This window comes from Bacillus ectoiniformans, assembly GCF_016908875.1.
GTDB lineage: Bacteria > Bacillota > Bacilli > Bacillales > Domibacillaceae > Bacillus_BX > Bacillus_BX ectoiniformans.
Genome location: NZ_JAFBES010000003.1, coordinates 229,137 through 245,430 on the forward strand (window position 1 = coordinate 229,137; position 16,294 = coordinate 245,430).

Below are 16,294 nucleotides of genomic sequence, written 5' to 3' on the forward strand. Positions count from 1 at the left end.
TCCCTTTACTTTTTAAGTAATCGGGGCGTTTTTGTGTTTTTAACCCTATATAAGCAGTGGATGAATGAAATCATATTAAGGAACAATAGATTGAAGGGGGATTTACAAGTTGACTAAATATATTTTTGTTACAGGCGGAGTAGTGTCGTCATTAGGAAAAGGAATTACGGCAGCTTCACTAGGGCGTTTGCTTAAAAACCGCGGATTAAAGGTGACAATCCAAAAATTTGACCCGTATATTAACGTGGATCCAGGAACGATGAGTCCTTATCAGCACGGTGAAGTATTTGTTACCGATGATGGCGCTGAAACGGATTTGGACTTAGGTCATTATGAGCGTTTTATCGATATCAACCTGTCTAAATACAGCAATGTGACAACGGGAAAAATTTATTCTACTGTACTCCGCAAAGAGCGCCGCGGTGAATACTTAGGCGGAACGGTACAAGTCATCCCTCACATTACGAATGAAATTAAAGAACGTGTCATGCGCGCGGGCAAGGAAACGAATGCAGATGTAGTTATTACTGAAATCGGCGGTACGGTTGGAGATATCGAATCATTGCCGTTCCTTGAAGCCATTCGCCAAATCAAGAGTGACCTTGGCCAAGATAACGTCATGTATATCCACTGTACGCTGATTCCTTACTTGAAAGCTGCCGGCGAAATGAAAACGAAACCGACACAGCACAGCGTAAAAGAGCTTCGCAGCCTTGGTATTCAGCCGAATATCATTGTTGTTCGTACAGAAATGCCGATTTCTCAAGACATGAAAGACAAGCTTGCATTATTCTGTGATATTGCTCCTGAAGCGGTCATTGAAGCGCTTGATGCAGATACACTATACGCTGTTCCTTTAGCTCTTCAAGATCAACACATGGATGACCTTGTTTGCAATCACTTGAAATTACAAGTACATGAAGCAGATATGTCCGAGTGGAAAGAGCTTGTAGATAAAGTTCGCAACCTGTCTAAGAAAACAAGAATCGCTCTTGTTGGTAAATATGTAGAATTGCAAGATGCTTATATTTCTGTTGCAGAAGCACTTAAGCATGCAGGCTACACGTTTGATGCCGATATCGACATTGATTGGGTCAACTCAGCTGAATTGACACCTGAAAATGCGGAAGAGGTGCTAAAAGATGCTGATGGGATCTTAGTTCCAGGCGGATTCGGTGATCGCGGAACAGAAGGTAAATTAGTAGCTATTCAATATGCACGTGAGAAAAAAGTTCCATTCTTCGGCATTTGCCTAGGAATGCAGCTGGCGTCTATTGAATATGCCCGCAATATGCTGAACCTTGAAGGTGCACATTCTTCTGAGTTGGATCCTGAAACGCAGCATGCGATTATCGATCTGTTACCTGAGCAAAAAGACATCGAAGATCTTGGCGGAACTCTTCGTCTTGGACTATATCCTTGTAAGCTGAAAAAAGGAACAAAAGCTTACGAAGCATACCAGGAAGAAGTGGTGTACGAACGTCACCGTCACCGTTACGAGTTCAATAATGAATTCCGCGAGCAAATGGAGCAAAAAGGCTTTATCTTCTCTGGTACAAGCCCAGACGGCCGTCTAGTGGAAATCGTCGAACTTGCTGATCACCCATGGTTCGTATCAGCTCAGTTCCACCCTGAATTTACATCTAGACCTACGCGTCCGCAGCCATTATTCCGTGACTTCGTAGAAGCAGCCCTTAAAAGCAACCAATAAATAATAAAAAGAAGCTGACTCAACAGATTGTTTAACGATCTTTCGAGTCAGCTTTTTCTATACAATGAGTGTACGTTCTTATTGTGAATAAATGTCCACTGGCATAGCTGTAGTCATTTTTGTACCGATTTTTTCAATAATCTTCTAAAATTTCATCGGTAGTCATTTTTAGCAAGTGGTAAATATATAAGCCTGCCATGGCAGAAGGGAAGCCTGTGCGGCCGCCTGAATCATCAGGCAGCATCCCTTTCGTTAGTTTCGTATCAATAAATATATCTGCCAAATCAGCTAGTGATGGCTCTGAATCAGCCTTTATTTGACCTGCTATAGCCACGAATGGAATCCCTTCAGCAGCAAGAGATTCTCCAATGGCAATGGCCTCTGGATCATTTGCCAATCGAGAGATGAGCAGCACCCGGTCCATTTGCTTAATTTGAGTATCTGATTGAAGCACGCGGGCATGTCTGAATGGTTCCGCTCCTTCAATTGCTTCATATTCAATGGCTTGCATTTCTTTTAAGCCTTTAATATATATATGGCCTTCACCGGCTGACGCTTGAGCTAAAAGGCGGGCTCCATCTTCTATAGAAAAGGCTTCTTTGTCAGATATTCTCTGCAAAAGACCCGTTAATTGTGTAGTAAACATTTTCAGCATCATTGATCACTCCTTCTAATCGTTGTGTTCATTATACATATAACCTTTTCTTGAGGAAAATCAGACAAACTTAATAAGTTTTATTTACAAGCAGGAGTTTCCCTCATATTAATAGAAATAATTAGTAAATAACCGAGTCGGTATAATCTGTTTTTTAATGAAGTGAGGGTAAATGACATGAATAAAAAGATTCTTATAGTAGATGATCAATTCGGCATTCGTATTTTATTGAATGAAGTGCTTCAGAAGGAAGGCTATACAACTTTTCAAGCGGCAAACGGTGTTCAAGCACTTGAAATTGCCAATGAGCATTCACCTGATCTTGTGCTGTTAGACATGAAGATTCCTGGTATGGATGGAATAGAAATTTTAAAAAGAATGAAACAAAAAGATGCGGATATTCGTGTCATCATTATGACAGCTTATGGTGAATTAGACATGATTCAAGAAGCAAGAGACCTGGGTGCTTTGACGCACTTCGCTAAGCCGTTTGATATTGATGACATTCGCAAGACAGTCAAAGAATATGTCACTAGAGAAAACGAACAAACAAAAAATTGACTTTTTCATGGCGCATTGGCTTCTGATTGGTAAAGGCTACATTATTTTGGTATGATACAAATGTAAAAAAATTAAATCTGTAAGTACAAGTTTTATTGGATTTGCTTACAGTCTCAAATCAAGGAGGAAAATAATTATGCCTTTAGTTTCCATGACAGAAATGCTTAATACAGCCAAGGACAAGAAGTATGCTGTTGGACAATTTAATCTGAACAACTTAGAGTTTACGCAAGCGATTTTACAAGCAGCAGAAGAAGAGAAATCTCCAGTAATTCTAGGGGTATCTGAAGGCGCTGCCCGCTATATGGGTGGATTTAAGCTTGTTGTTGAAATGGTAAAAGCCTTGATGGAAGAATATAAAGTAACTGTTCCAGTTGCGATTCACCTGGATCATGGATCAAGCTTTGAAATGTGTGCGAAAGCGATTCATGCAGGATTTACATCAGTTATGATCGATGGATCTCACCATCCGTTAGAAGAAAATATAGCATTAACGAAAAAAGTTGTGGAATTAGCTCACCTGCACGGAGTTTCAGTAGAAGCGGAACTTGGCCGTATCGGCGGACAAGAGGACGATCTAGTGGTTGAAGACGCAGATGCAGCTTACGCCATTCCTTCAGAGTGTGATCAATTAGTTCGTGAAACGGGTGTAGACTGCTTCGCTCCTGCACTAGGTTCTGTTCATGGCCCTTATAAAGGCGAGCCGAAGCTTGGTTTTGACCGTATGGAAGAAGTTATGAACCTGACAGGTGTTCCTTTAGTTCTTCACGGAGGAACAGGCATTCCAACGAAAGACGTTCAAAAAGCGATCTCACTTGGAACGGCAAAAATTAATGTCAACACTGAAAACCAAATCTCATCAGCCAAACGCGTACGTGAAGTACTAGCTGAAAAGCCAAACGAATACGATCCGCGTAAATACTTAGGCCCAGCTCGCGAAGCCATCAAAGAAACAGTAAAAGGCAAAATGCAAGAATTCGGTTCATCGGGTAAAGCGTAATATGAAAAGCAAAAGCCGTTTGCTCAGGTGTGAAGGGCAAATAGGCTTCTACCCTCAAGGCGCTCTTTGCCTTTAGGGTAGAAGATCTTTTGACCCAAGCACCTAACGGATTTTGCTAGACACACCGAAAAGCAAATTACGCTGTTCAGGAGCGACAGGCAAATAGGCAACTAACCAAAAGGCGTTTTGTGCCTTTAGGTTAGTTGATCTTTTGACCGAGATCCTAGCCCATTTTGCTAGACAGACCGAAAAGCAGAGCTGATCTGTAAGCGACCCATATATAGATGTACGAAACCGCCTTATAACAGTAGGGCGGTTTCCGTGCATATTTTCTTGTAATAGAAAAGCACTATAAAAACAACTTTCGAAATATTAAAAGTACTTTCAATATAAAAGAGAGTCCTAAGCTTCATTTACATAGGACAAGTCCGTTCGTTAAAATTAATAAGAAAAAAGGGGAATTTGAGATGAAAATTTTTATTGATACAGCCAACATGGAAGAAATTAAAGAAGCACATTCTTGGGGAATCCTGTCAGGTGTGACAACAAACCCGTCACTTGTAGCGAAAGAAACCGTTCCTTTCCACGATCGCCTTCGTGAAATTACGGATTTAGTGAGCGACTCTGTCAGTGCAGAGGTTATTGCTTTAGATGCAGAAGGAATGATTAAAGAAGGCCGTGAGTTAGCTAAGATCGCGCCTAATATTACGGTAAAAGTTCCAATGACGCCAGACGGCTTGAAAGCAGTAGCGACTTTGGCTAAAGACGGCATTAAAACAAACGTTACTTTAATCTTTAGTGCCAACCAAGCTTTATTAGCAGCAAGAGCCGGCGCTTCTTATGTATCACCATTTTTAGGCCGTTTAGATGACATTGGCCATGACGGAATGGATCTTATTGAAAACATTGCGGCAATCTTTGCGATTCATAATATTGATTCTGAAATTATTGCGGCATCGATCCGTCACCCGCAGCATGTGACTGAAGCGGCACTTAGAGGCGCGCATATTTCTACGATTCCTTTCAAGGTTCTTCAGCAAATGTTTAAGCACCCTTTAACCGATAAAGGAATTGATGCGTTCTTAGCAGATTGGGAACAAAGAAAAGCGAAATAATTCATCCAATTTTATACATGATTTCCCTAATACGGGATAAACTAAAATTAATCAAATGACGGTACAAACACCTGGGGTAACATCCCTTTTGATATTCTGTGCTAGTGCTTAAAGAAGGGAGTCAAATATGGAAAAGCTGAAAATTGCAGGAGGACATCCGTTAAAAGGCACAATTAAAGTCGATGGAGCAAAAAACAGTGCTGTTGCTTTAGTTCCCGCCACTATTTTAGCGGAGTCTCCAGTGACAATTGAAGGGCTGCCGGACATTTCTGATATTCATATGCTAAAAGGTTTGCTTGAAGAAATTGGAGGAGGCGTGACCTTTGAAGATGGGGAAATGAACGTGGACCCATCGAATATGATCGCCATGCCTCTGCCCAATGGCCGAGTAAAGAAACTGCGAGCCTCTTATTATTTAATGGGAGCCATGCTTGGGAAGTTTAAGAAAGCAGTCATTGGATTACCGGGGGGCTGTCACTTAGGACCGCGGCCGATCGATCAGCACATTAAAGGGTTTGAAGCCCTTGGAGCTGAAGTGACCAATGAGCAAGGAGCTATATATTTGCGTGCGAAAGAATTACGCGGGGCGAGAATATACCTCGATGTAGTCAGTGTCGGTGCAACCATTAACATCATGCTCGCCGCGGTCAAAGCGAAAGGCCGGACGGTTATTGAAAATGCCGCAAAAGAACCGGAAATTATTGATGTTGCGACGCTATTGAATAACATGGGCGCTAAGATTAAAGGAGCGGGCACGGATGTCATTCGAATAGAAGGTGTAGACAAGCTGAATGGCTGCCGTCACACCATTATTCCGGATCGGATTGAAGCCGGTACATTTATGATTCTGGCTGCAGCAGCAGGAGAAGGGGTCATTATTGATAATGTCATCCCGCTTCACGTAGAATCCTTGACTGCTAAGCTGCGTGAAATGAATGTTCCCATTGAAATTGGCGACGACAAAATATACGTTGGCAAAGCAGAAAAACTGCAAGCAGTAGATATTAAGACACTTGTTTATCCAGGGTTTCCGACAGACCTTCAGCAGCCTTTCACTTCTTTATTAACGAAAGCAGAAGGGTCAGCTATTGTAACGGATACGATCTATTCGGCACGATTCAAGCATGTAGATGAACTTCGGAGAATGAACGCACACATGAAAGTGGAAGGCAGATCGGCTATAGTGAATGGGCCTGTCCAATTGCACGGTGCGAAAGTAAAAGCCAGTGATCTTCGAGCGGGGGCTGCGTTGGTTATAGCCGGATTAATGGCCGAAGGAATCACGGAAGTCACTGGACTTGAACACATCGATCGCGGATATAGCCAGCTTGTAGAGAAATTAAGCAACATTGGCGCTGATATTTGGCGGGAAGAACTAAGTCAAGAAGAACTAAAGCAAATAAAAAGCTAATAATTTCTTCCCCTCCCTGTCGTTTAATTGTGTTACAATATATATGTTAATATGATATACGATTTAAAAAATATGCAGTTTGTAACACAGGAGGAAGACGATATGGAAAGAAGTTTATCTATGGAACTTGTACGTGTGACAGAAGCTGCAGCTTTAGCTTCCGCACGTTGGATGGGACGAGGAAAGAAAAACGAAGCGGACGACGCAGCGACTTCAGCGATGCGTGACGTATTTGATACAATCCCAATGAAAGGCACAGTCGTCATTGGTGAAGGCGAAATGGATGAAGCACCTATGCTATACATTGGCGAGAAGCTTGGTACTGGCTATGGCCCGCGTGTAGACGTAGCTGTTGATCCTTTAGAAGGAACAAACATTGTAGCTTCTGGCGGCTGGAATGCCTTAGCGGTTTTAGCGGTAGCTGACCATGGAAACCTTTTGCATGCCCCTGATATGTATATGGACAAGATTGCGGTAGGTCCTGAAGCAGTTGGACAAATCGACATCAACGCTTCTGTATTAGACAACTTAAAAGCAGTAGCGAGAGCGAAAAACAAGAACATTGAAGACGTGGTAGCCACTGTATTAAACCGTCCTCGTCATGAAGAAATTATTGCTCAGCTTCGTGAAGCAGGCGCGCGTATTAAGCTGATCAATGACGGAGATGTGGCAGGCGCGATCAACACAGCGTTTGATAAAACAGGTGTAGATATTTTGTTCGGTTCCGGCGGAGCGCCAGAAGGCGTTATTGCAGCAGTTGCTTTAAAATCTCTTGGAGGCGAGCTTCAAGGACGTCTGCTTCCTCAAGATGATGCGGAACTTGAGCGTTGTAAAGGAATGGGACTTGATGTGAATAAAGTGCTTCGTATGGAAGACTTAGTTCGCGGAGATGATGCCATATTTGCAGCCACAGGAGTAACAGATGGCGAGCTTTTGCGCGGCGTTCAATTTAAAGGAACATACGGCGAAACTCATTCCGTTGTTATGAGAGCGAAATCTGGTACAGTGCGGTTTGTTGACGGGCGTCACAGCTTAAGCAAAAAACCAAACCTTGTAATCAAATAATCTTAATATCCATTGATGAAGCAGCGGCAGAGCAGGCGATCTAGATCAGTCTGTGGCCGCTGTTTATTTCATCACATTTCATAGTAAAGTATCGCGTTGCTTCTTCTAGTGACTATTGTGCAGTGACTGATTGTACAAAAATATCCTCTCATACAATCCAATTGTTGATACATTCAATCCCAACGGTTAAAATAGATATGGTTTTTGAACCCTCTATATCATTATTATTTTTAACACACTACTCCCCTTATCATTTTAATTTAAAAATTATATAGGAGAGAACTAAATTAAAGCGTGGTGCCAAAATGGAAGAATTAACAATATCGTATTTAGAAAATTTAAAGTTAAAAGAGCTTTATGAATTAGCGCGGACATACAAGATTTCCTATTACAGCAAGCTGACTAAAAAAGAATTAATATTTGCTATATTAAAAGCCCGGGCAGAGGAGCAAGGATTTTTCTTTATGGAAGGCGTTCTCGAAATCATTCAATCAGAAGGTTTCGGCTTCTTGCGTCCGATCAACTATTCGGCAAGCTCAGAGGATATTTACATTTCCGCCTCACAAATTCGCCGTTTCGACTTAAGAAATGGAGATAAAGTATCCGGTAAAGTACGTCCTCCAAAAGAAAATGAGCGTTACTACGGATTGCTTCACGTAGAAGCTGTCAATGGGGATGATCCCGAATCTGCCAAGGAACGTGTGCATTTCCCTGCTTTAACGCCATTGTACCCGGATAGACAAGTTAAATTAGAAACAAGCCCAAGAAACCTTTCCACTCGAATTATGGATTTAATTGCTCCAGTAGGTTTCGGGCAGCGCGGTCTGATTGTTGCTCCTCCAAAGGCCGGAAAAACGATGCTTCTCAAAGAAATTGCCAATTCCATTACAACAAATAATCCGGAAGCCGAGCTTATTGTCCTATTGATTGATGAGCGCCCGGAAGAAGTAACAGATATCGAACGTTCGGTTCAAGCTGAAGTCGTCAGTTCGACATTTGACGAAGTGCCGGAAAACCATATTAAAGTGTCTGAATTAGTGCTAGAGCGTGCGATGCGCCTAGTTGAACATAAGCGTGATGTCATTATACTTATGGATAGTATTACTCGTTTAGCACGTGCGTATAACCTTGTTATTCCTCCAAGTGGACGAACACTTTCAGGAGGAATTGACCCAGCCGCATTCCACCGTCCAAAACGTTTCTTCGGGGCTGCCCGAAATATTGAAGAAGGCGGCAGTTTAACGATTTTGGCTACGGCTTTAGTCGACACAGGTTCACGTATGGACGATGTCATTTATGAAGAGTTCAAAGGAACAGGGAATATGGAGCTTCATCTTGACCGTTCACTTGCTGAGCGCAGAATTTTCCCAGCGATTGATATTAAACGTTCTGGTACGCGTAAGGAAGAACTGCTTATTGATAAAGGCCAGCTGGATATGATCTGGTCCATTCGCAAAACGATGTCTGACTCTCCAGACCTTGCAGAGAAATTCTTGCGCAAGCTGAGACAGACGAAGTCCAATGCCGATTTTATTGAGCAGCTGACAAGCGAAATCAAAACAAATGGCGCGTCAAAACGGATGTTATAAAAAAGCGGCTTCGCGGCTGAGAAGGTAAATTTAGAGGTCCCGTATTTATTTTTTAGCGGGGTGCAGGATAGAAAATGTATACTATTTTTTAGTTTGCAATTTTTGTCTGGCCTTGTTATAATAATGTCAGTGTGTTTAACAAATAAGTGCGGAGCTTTCCAACCGTGCTTTTTATACAAAACTCTGTTTCGAATGACTCAGGGCGGAAGGAGATGACAAAGATGAAAGCAGGAATTCATCCAAATTACAAAAAAGCTTCAGTGAAATGCGCATGCGGTAACGAGTTTGAAACTGGTTCTGTAAACGGCGACATTCGCGTGGAGGTTTGCTCAGAATGCCACCCATTCTACACTGGACGTCAAAAATTCGCTGATGCTGGCGGACGTGTTGATCGTTTCAATAAGAAATACGGCATGAAGAACAACTAATTTTAAACATAAGAAAACAGGTAAGGAGTTCATCTGCTTGCCTGTTTTTTATATTTTTACTGATAAAATAGGTGGAAATCAGGTATTTTTAAATAAGAACGTTCTGATTTCAAGTGCTCTTATTTAAAAATATCTGAAAAAAGCGGAAGACGCTTGATCAGGGGCAGCTAGACACATTTGTGGAATGAGTAGTGAAAGCGAGGACTTTTCATGTATGTAATGAAACAAACCGGATGGATCGAAGTTATTTGCGGAAGCATGTTTTCAGGTAAATCAGAAGAACTGATTCGTCGGGTGAGACGGGGACAGTTTGCTAAACAAAATATTATGGTATTTAAACCGGAAATCGATAATCGTTACAGTGAAAAGTCAGTGGTTTCCCATAATGGTTCTTCTTTTATCGCTAAACCTGTAGAAAGTTCTGCGGTCATCTTAGAAGAAGTGACTTCTGAGGTGGATCTTGTCGCTGTGGATGAAGTGCAATTTTTTGATGAAGGAATTGTACAAGTCGTTCAAACGCTGGCAGACCGTGGGCATCGGGTGGTGTTAGCAGGACTGGATCAGGATTTTCGAGGCGTGCCGTTTGGATCTATGCCCCAGCTGATTGCTGTCGCTGAGCTCGTCACGAAGCTTCAGGCTGTATGTGCTGTATGCGGATCTCCCGCAAGCCGGACACAGCGTCTGATTAATGGCGAGCCAGCAGGATATAATGATCCGGTTATTTTGGTCGGCGCAGCAGAAAGCTACGAACCGCGATGCCGTCATCATCACGAAGTACCTAAAACGGCAGCTTTTGCCCGAATGGAAACGCTCGAAAAAGAAAGCTGAGAATATCGGATAAACCTCCTTCAAACGGGTCAACCTAACGTGAAGGAGGTTTTTTTATGCGTCTATTTATGCTTGCTTGTTTATTCGTATTGACGCTTTCTGCTTGCGGAAAAGAAGAAAATTCTCTTTTTCACCAGCAAGAGGATCAAGCGGGAACAAATATGATCAATAATCAAGCGTCACAAGCAGAGAAGAAGGAATTAAATGACCGAGTGGATTTGTATCAAAACCCGAACTTCTTAGATTTATCTTCAGATACGTCAAAAGTGGGAACGGATGTGGATAAAGCAAGAGAAGTCATCAAGATCTATACGGATTATCGCCCGGGAAATGTCTGGGTCAATGGCAACCGTATGCAGGTTACTGTGTATGCTGAAAATCCAAGAGAAGTGAATCAAGCCGCTGTTCGCAAAAAATTAGTGAAAGCTTTGCCGAGATACGATATAGATGTTGAGGTAAAGGCAGAGAATCGATAAGACAAAGAGACGCACGAGACGTATTTTTTCGTGCGTCTTATTTGCTTAATACATAAATGATGTACAGTGAAATGTTAATAGGGGAATATAGGAACCAGTTTTGCAAACAGAATAAAAAAAGCGGCTGAGTAATTCCAAAATATCTGCAGCCATAAATGAACGAATAATTCCAACAGACGGCCGTGCTTTTATATGATTGTCTTGCCTTTTCCTATATAATATAATAAGAACATTATGGACGAAAAATTGAGGTGGATTTTATGTTCGATCGATTACAGTCAGTGGAAGATCGCTATGACAGATTAAATGAGCTTTTAAGTGATCCGGAGATTGTCAATGATCCGAAGAAGTTACGAGACTATTCAAAAGAGCAGTCGGATATTCAAGACACGGTTGAGACGTATAGAGAGTATAAAGAGGCGAAGCAGCAATATCAAGAAGCGAAGGCCATGCTTGATGATAAGCTGGATGCGGATATGCGTGAGATGGTGAAAGAAGAAATGAATGAGCTTTCCGAACAGCTGGAAAGCTTGGAAGAACGATTAAGAATTCTGTTGATTCCGAAAGACCCGAATGATGATAAGAACGTGATTATGGAGGTCCGCGGAGCTGCCGGAGGCGATGAAGCGGCATTATTTGCAGGCAGCTTGTACCGAATGTATAGCCGTTATGCCGAAACTCAAGGCTGGAAAATTGAAGTCATTGAAGCGAATGCGACGGGACTTGGCGGCTATAAGGAAATCATTTTTATGATTAACGGAAAAGGCGCTTATTCTAAAATGAAATATGAGAATGGAGCGCACCGTGTACAGCGCGTGCCGGAAACAGAATCAGGCGGCCGTATTCATACATCTACTGCAACGGTTGCTTGTCTTCCTGAGACGGAAGAAGTAGAAGTAGATATTCATGAGAAAGATATTCGTGTGGATACTTTTGCTTCGAGCGGACCAGGCGGCCAAAGTGTTAATACAACGATGTCAGCTGTTCGGCTTACCCATCTTCCTACAGGGGTAGTTGTATCTTGTCAGGACGAGAAATCGCAGATCAAAAATAAAGAAAAAGCGATGAAGGTTCTTCGTGCCCGCGTGTATGATAAATTCCAGCGCGAAGCTCAAGCGGAATATGATGCACAGCGAAAATCAGCGGTTGGATCAGGTGATCGCTCCGAGCGAATCCGGACGTATAACTTTCCGCAAAATCGTGTAACGGATCACCGAATTGGATTAACGATTCAGAAGCTTGATCAAATTTTAGAAGGCAAGCTGGATGAGGTGCTAGAAGCGCTTATTTTAGAAGAACAGTCCAGCAAGCTGGAAAGTCTGCAGGAGTAGCTATGACACAAAAAATATACGAAGCCCTCAATTGGGCTTCTTCTTTTTTAATAGAGCATGGACGAGATGCGAATGCTGGAGAATTGCTGATGCAATTTATTGTGAATAAGCAGCGCTCGGATCTTTTAGCTAGTCTGCACACAGAACTTTCTGATGAACAAAAGAGAACGTTTCATCAAGCGGTTCAGCGGCATGTGGATGGAGTGCCGGTTCAGCATATAATAGGATATGAGGAATTTTACGGCCGGCGCTTTCAAGTGAATAGTGATGTGCTGATTCCGCGGCCAGAAACAGAAGAGCTAATCTATCATTCTCTGAATATGATAAAAGAACATTTTCCAGCGAAAGAATTAACCATGGCTGATATCGGAACAGGCAGCGGAGCTATTGCGATCACGATGAAGCTTGAGATGCCTGAAATGAACGTGTATGCGGTAGACTTATCGGAAAAAGCCCTGCAAACGGCTCAAACGAATGGTCAAGGCCTTCAAGCGGATATTCATTGGCTGCAAGGAGATTTGCTCGCACCCTTTATAGAAAAAGGGATTCAATTGGATGTGATTCTGTCAAACCCTCCTTATATCCCTCTTTCGGACCGGGTAAGTTTATCAGAAGTGGTCATTGATCATGAACCAGAGCTAGCCTTGTTCGGCGGAACGGACGGACTAGACTTATACAGACGTTTTTGCTTGGAGCTTCCTAAAGTATTAAAATCAAGATCACTAGCCGGCTTTGAAGTGGGAGCAGGACAAGGAGTCTTAGTCGCAGACTTGCTTCAGAATGCTTTTCCAAAAGCGAGTGTAGAAGTAAAGTATGATATTAACGGCAAAGATCGAATGGTCTTTTTGAGGCTTTCGTAATTAATAGATTCTAAGAATGAAAAAAATATGAGATTGCGTGTTTAGGATATCCCTTTTCTGGCGAGACTGTTTGCCAGGAGGGGATAACAATGAACAAGTTCACAGCGGTACTTTACTTATTACTATTATCTATTGGAACGATCGTTAGTTTATATATACCAGACCAAGCAGCGGAAGCTGAAGAGACGATTGTCATTCCAAAAGAGGCGATCCGCCTACGGATTTTGGCTAATAGTGACAATGCTTCAGACCAAGATCTTAAACGAAAAATTAGAGATGCAGTAAATGCAGAAATTACGAAGTGGGTAGCTGACATTGAATCGCTGCCGAAAGCACGCGCTTTATTAAAAGAAAAGCTGCCTGAGATCCAAGCAATTGCGATGAAAACAGCGGAGGAAGAAGGGTCTTCTCAATCGGTTAAAGCGGAGTTTGGGAAAGTGAAGTTTCCAACCAAATTATATGGCCAATTTTTATATCCTGCTGGAGAATATGAAGCCATTTTAATTACAATTGGCGAAGGAGAAGGAGCGAATTGGTGGTGTGTTCTATATCCGCCGCTATGCTTTTTAGACTTCTCTAACGGAGCAGCTGTTGGTCCTGGCATTGAAGAAAATTCGGCTGAAGATCAAGAGAAAGAACCAGTGTATGCAGAAGGTGAAGTTCAAGTGCCAGAAGTGAAATTAGCGATTGTGGAAATCTTTAAAAGAAATAAGCAATAATAGACAAGTTTCGCTATTTTTCGAGAAAAGTTATAAACAGTTTATACTGAAACTGTGGAAGAAACCATTATTTATCTATTTTTCAGAAATTTATCCACATTCATCCACAGGGTTATCCACCGTATGTAAAGTTTTACACACAGATTGTGGATAAAAAGGTCAAGTTTGTGAATAAATGATGCGCATATTTTGTCTGGCATTGAGAAATATGTTGAAAACACTGGTTTATTGAGAGAATAAATGATTTTTAATATGTGAAAAATAAAGGTGAGAGCGATGGAAACAAAATATTGGCTTGTGGATAAAGATGTGGATTCATTAGCAACATATCCACAAATTAAAGAAGCGGCTGCTTTGCTTAGAGAAAATCAAGTTGTCGCTTTTCCAACAGAAACAGTTTATGGACTTGGAGCAAATGCAACTTCAGAAGAAGCATCTTCAAAGATCTTTGCGGCGAAGGGCAGGCCAGCGGATAATCCCCTTATTGTCCACATTGCAGACAGGGAGCAGCTGGATGATTTAACTGCTTCAATTCCTGAACAGGCGGAGCGGTTGATGGAGGCGTTTTGGCCAGGTCCGCTAACGATTATTTTTATGAAAAAAGACCAAGCGCTAGCCCGCCAAGTGACGGCAGGTTTAGAAACCGTAGCAGTGCGGATGCCAGATCACCCTGTAGCGTTAGCTGTGATCAGTGAAGCGGGATTGCCTATTGCTGCTCCAAGTGCGAATCGGTCAGGGAAACCAAGTCCCACATCAGCTAAGCATGTACAAGCAGATTTAGACGGACTAATCGCAGGAATCGTAGATGGCGGTGAAACGGGCGTGGGACTGGAGTCTACTGTGATTGACTGTACCGGGAAGATTCCGGTTATTTTGCGTCCGGGCGGCGTAACGAAAGAAGAGCTGGAGCAAGTGGTTGGAGAAGTAGGTCTGGATCCAGCTTTAAAAGATGAACTGGAAAAGCCAAAATCGCCAGGAATGAAATATCAGCACTATGCGCCAGACGCGCCTATGTATTTAGTAGAAGGCAGTCGTGAATGGATACAGGAGCTGATTCATCAGCAGCGAAAACTTGGAAAGAAGGTCGGGTTATTAACAACCGAGGAGCAAATGTCTTTTTACCAAGCCGATGTGATTCTGCCATGTGGATCTGAATCGAAGCTGGAGACAGTGGCGCGATCTCTCTATGAAGTTCTTCGAGCCTTTAATGAATCGGATGTGGATATGATTCTTTCCGAAACCTTTCCATATGAAGGGGTAGGGTCCGCTATCATGAACCGACTAGAAAAGGCCGCGGGTCATAGATGGCTTAGAGAATAAAGTGAATAGTAGAGCAAATTATGAGGAAAGTCTTTTCAGCATGGCTGAAGAGGCTTTTTTTATGTGAAAAATATCCATTCTTCATACTTAATGGCGGACATGCGTGCATATGTTGAAAGAGAAGCACGTCCAATGAGGAAGGGGTAGGAAGCAATATGAGCGGAGAATTACTTACACTATTAATGATGGCATTCGCACTAGGGATGGATGCATTTTCGGCAAGTTTAGCATTAGGGATGGCTCCGATCCGGTTAAAAAGGATTCTTTTTATAGGAATACTAATAGGGGTATTTCACGTCTGCTTGCCGCTAGCTGGAATGGCAGCAGGACAAATGCTTTCCAACACTTTTGGAGAAGTGGCAAGAATGGTGGGAGGGATCTTACTGCTGATACTAGGGGGGCAGATGGTGCTGTCTATTTTTAGGAAGGAAGAAGAAGCCGTTCGGGGAGTTGCAGGGTTCAGTCTGTTTTTATTTGCGCTCAGTGTTAGTTTGGACAGTTTTTCGGTGGGGCTGACTTTAGGTATATACGGTGCGAGAGCGGCAGTTGCTTTGACTTGCTTTGGAGCGGCGGCGGCTATTCTAACTTGGAGCGGGTTATTGCTCGGGAAAAAAGCGAAAAAATTTGTTGGGTCTTATGGAGAAATGATTGGCGGAATCGTCTTGCTTACCTTTGGTGTTAAGCTGTTGCTGCCATAAGAATGGATTGTAAAAAATAGAACTATTTTCCCCATTTATCATCAAATCTTATATAATAGAAGTAATGAATAGTTGGGGAAGGGAGTTCAGTTATGAGAGTGTTGTTTGTCTGTACAGGAAACACCTGCAGAAGTCCAATGGCTGAAGCGATGTTAAAGCATAAGCAAGAAAATTGGGAAATAAAATCTGCTGGCGTATTTGCCGCAGAAGGAAGTTCAGCATCGGAACAGACGAAATCGGTCTTGCTTGAAAAAGGGATCTCCATTGACCATCTGTCTCAAAGAGTTTCCCAAGAATTAATCGATTGGGCAGACGTGATTTTAACGATGACCAATAGCCATAAGCAAGTTCTGGCTGATTTATATCCGCCGGCAACAGAAAAAATACATGTATTGAATGAGTTTGTTGAAGGAGAGGCACGCGATGTGGCAGATCCTTTTGGAGGCACAATTGATGAATATAGACAGACCTATCTTGAATTAGATCAATTAATCCATCAGCTAATAAAGAAGTATTCAAATTGATGA

17 protein-coding genes are annotated in these 16,294 nt (G+C 42.3%); 16 read left to right on the plus strand and 1 reads right to left on the minus strand.

The features are described 5' to 3' along the window. The first annotated feature begins 109 nt into the window (after positions 1-109). Positions 110-1,711, plus strand: coding sequence for a CTP synthase (locus tag JOC78_RS06280; protein WP_204553648.1), 1,602 nt, complete (start codon positions 110-112; stop codon positions 1,709-1,711). Between the two features lie 133 nt (positions 1,712-1,844). Here JOC78_RS06280 and JOC78_RS06285 read toward each other — a convergent pair whose 3' ends face one another. Continuing rightward, positions 1,845-2,366 (minus strand): DUF2529 family protein, encoded by a 522-nt coding sequence (locus JOC78_RS06285; protein WP_204553649.1) that lies wholly within the window; start codon positions 2,364-2,366, stop codon positions 1,845-1,847. Between the two features lie 177 nt (positions 2,367-2,543). On the opposite strand from JOC78_RS06285, the gene JOC78_RS06290 reads away from it, so the two are divergent. The 15 genes from JOC78_RS06290 to JOC78_RS06360 all read left to right on the plus strand — a co-directional run bounded on the left by JOC78_RS06290 (position 2,544) and on the right by JOC78_RS06360 (position 16,291). After that, positions 2,544-2,927, plus strand: coding sequence for a response regulator (locus JOC78_RS06290; RefSeq protein ID WP_204553650.1), 384 nt, complete (start codon positions 2,544-2,546; stop codon positions 2,925-2,927). Between the two features lie 136 nt (positions 2,928-3,063). Next, complete coding sequence (locus JOC78_RS06295; RefSeq protein ID WP_204553651.1) at positions 3,064-3,927, plus strand: class II fructose-bisphosphate aldolase; 864 nt, start codon at positions 3,064-3,066, stop codon at positions 3,925-3,927. Positions 3,928-4,394: 467 nt separating this feature from the next. Further along, entirely contained in the window at positions 4,395-5,042 is a 648-nt protein-coding gene (gene fsa, locus JOC78_RS06300; protein WP_204553652.1) for a fructose-6-phosphate aldolase, read from the plus strand. Positions 5,043-5,169: 127 nt separating this feature from the next. Continuing rightward, on the plus strand, positions 5,170-6,453 hold the full coding sequence (locus JOC78_RS06305; protein ID WP_204553653.1) for a UDP-N-acetylglucosamine 1-carboxyvinyltransferase: 1,284 nt from the start codon (positions 5,170-5,172) through the stop codon (positions 6,451-6,453). A 102-nt stretch (positions 6,454-6,555) separates the two neighbouring features. Then, positions 6,556-7,518 carry a class II fructose-bisphosphatase gene (gene glpX, locus JOC78_RS06310; RefSeq protein WP_204553654.1) on the plus strand — a complete coding sequence of 321 codons (963 nt, stop codon included), beginning with the start codon at positions 6,556-6,558 and terminating at the stop codon, positions 7,516-7,518. A 305-nt stretch (positions 7,519-7,823) separates the two neighbouring features. Then, entirely contained in the window at positions 7,824-9,107 is a 1,284-nt protein-coding gene (gene rho / locus JOC78_RS06315; protein WP_204553655.1) for a transcription termination factor Rho, read from the plus strand. Positions 9,108-9,328: 221 nt separating this feature from the next. Then, positions 9,329-9,535, plus strand: a complete 207-nt coding sequence (gene rpmE / locus JOC78_RS06320) for a 50S ribosomal protein L31 (protein WP_204553656.1) — start codon at positions 9,329-9,331, stop codon at positions 9,533-9,535. 210 nt (positions 9,536-9,745) lie between these two features. Continuing rightward, entirely contained in the window at positions 9,746-10,363 is a 618-nt protein-coding gene (locus tag JOC78_RS06325) for a thymidine kinase (RefSeq protein WP_204553657.1), read from the plus strand. A gap of 56 nt (positions 10,364-10,419) precedes the next feature. Next, positions 10,420-10,839, plus strand: coding sequence for a hypothetical protein (locus JOC78_RS06330; RefSeq protein WP_204553658.1), 420 nt, complete (start codon positions 10,420-10,422; stop codon positions 10,837-10,839). 260 nt (positions 10,840-11,099) lie between these two features. Next, positions 11,100-12,170 (plus strand): peptide chain release factor 1, encoded by a 1,071-nt coding sequence (gene prfA / locus JOC78_RS06335; RefSeq protein ID WP_204553659.1) that lies wholly within the window; start codon positions 11,100-11,102, stop codon positions 12,168-12,170. A gap of 2 nt (positions 12,171-12,172) precedes the next feature. Next, positions 12,173-13,030 (plus strand): peptide chain release factor N(5)-glutamine methyltransferase, encoded by an 858-nt coding sequence (gene prmC / locus JOC78_RS06340; protein ID WP_204553660.1) that lies wholly within the window; start codon positions 12,173-12,175, stop codon positions 13,028-13,030. Between the two features lie 89 nt (positions 13,031-13,119). Next, the gene (gene spoIIR, locus JOC78_RS06345; RefSeq protein ID WP_204553661.1) at positions 13,120-13,749 is read left to right on the plus strand and encodes a stage II sporulation protein R; all 630 of its coding nucleotides are present in this window, start codon (positions 13,120-13,122) and stop codon (positions 13,747-13,749) included. Positions 13,750-14,025: 276 nt separating this feature from the next. Next, the gene (locus JOC78_RS06350; RefSeq protein ID WP_204553662.1) at positions 14,026-15,069 is read left to right on the plus strand and encodes an L-threonylcarbamoyladenylate synthase; all 1,044 of its coding nucleotides are present in this window, start codon (positions 14,026-14,028) and stop codon (positions 15,067-15,069) included. A 155-nt stretch (positions 15,070-15,224) separates the two neighbouring features. Continuing rightward, the gene (locus tag JOC78_RS06355; RefSeq protein WP_204553663.1) at positions 15,225-15,767 is read left to right on the plus strand and encodes a manganese efflux pump MntP; all 543 of its coding nucleotides are present in this window, start codon (positions 15,225-15,227) and stop codon (positions 15,765-15,767) included. A 92-nt stretch (positions 15,768-15,859) separates the two neighbouring features. Continuing rightward, on the plus strand, positions 15,860-16,291 hold the full coding sequence (locus JOC78_RS06360) for a low molecular weight protein arginine phosphatase (protein WP_204553664.1): 432 nt from the start codon (positions 15,860-15,862) through the stop codon (positions 16,289-16,291). Positions 16,292-16,294: the final 3 nt, after the last annotated feature.